General features: G+C 46.6%; 1 protein-coding gene. It reads left to right on the forward strand.

Features of this window, described 5'->3' with window-relative positions:
- The first annotated feature begins 167 nt into the window (after positions 1-167).
- The gene (locus tag HMPREF2697_RS10300; protein WP_305366763.1) at positions 168-776 is read left to right on the forward strand and encodes an LPXTG cell wall anchor domain-containing protein; all 609 of its coding nucleotides are present in this window, start codon (positions 168-170) and stop codon (positions 774-776) included.
- The last annotated feature ends 108 nt before the right edge of the window (positions 777-884 follow it).

The raw sequence follows: 884 nt of genomic DNA on the forward strand, positions 1-884 counted from the left end.
CCAGTGCGTCGATGAGTGCCTCAACGAGTGCGTCAGAATCAGCAAGTACGTCAGCGTCCATGAGCGCTTCACAAAGTGCCTCAACCAGCGCCTCAGAGTCAGCAAGTACGTCAGCATCGCAAAGCGCCTCAACCAGCGCCAGCGAATCGGCAAGTACGTCGGCTTCCATGAGCGCTTCAACGAGTGCGTCTGAATCCGCAAGTACGTCAGCGTCAATGAGTGCATCAACAAGTGCGAGTGAGTCTGCAAGTACGTCGGCATCAAGCTCAGTTATCACAAGTATGGGAGAACCTGCGATCCACTCCCTTGACAGTGTTGATATTAATAGTGTTATTGTTTCTGATTCGATTAGTGTGTCAGTATCGGCCTCGATTTCTCTATCAGTAAGTGCTTCAACTTCAGCAAGTATCAGTGCGTCACAGAGTGCCTCATCCAGCGCTAGTGAATCGGCAAGTACAAGTGCATCACAAAGTGCATCAACAAGTGCATCAGAATCCGCAAGTACATCAGCGTCACAGAGTGCCTCAACGAGTGCAAGTATCTCTGCATCTCAAAGTGTGTCAATCAGTGCTAGTGATTCATCACCTACGTCTGTAGCTAGTGCTTCAAGCTCTGAAAGTATGTCTCCTAAGGATCATACTGAAGCCAAACAACTTCCGAAGACTGGAGAAACTGAATCGTCGTTAGCTACACTCTTCGGTGCCTTAGCGACGGCAACTGGTCTTGCCTTTCTTGCCAAACGGAAGAAAGATGAAGAAGAGGACGAAGATTATTAGTATTTTAGGATTGTAATAGTCTTTACAATGCTCAGATAAGCACAGTAAAAAACACCTTCATGTTAGATATGCAGTCTGATATGATACCTCTTAAGTAGACAAGGTAAA

The organism is Streptococcus sp. HMSC064D12 (assembly GCF_001837205.1).
Taxonomy (GTDB): domain Bacteria; phylum Bacillota; class Bacilli; order Lactobacillales; family Streptococcaceae; genus Streptococcus; species Streptococcus salivarius_D.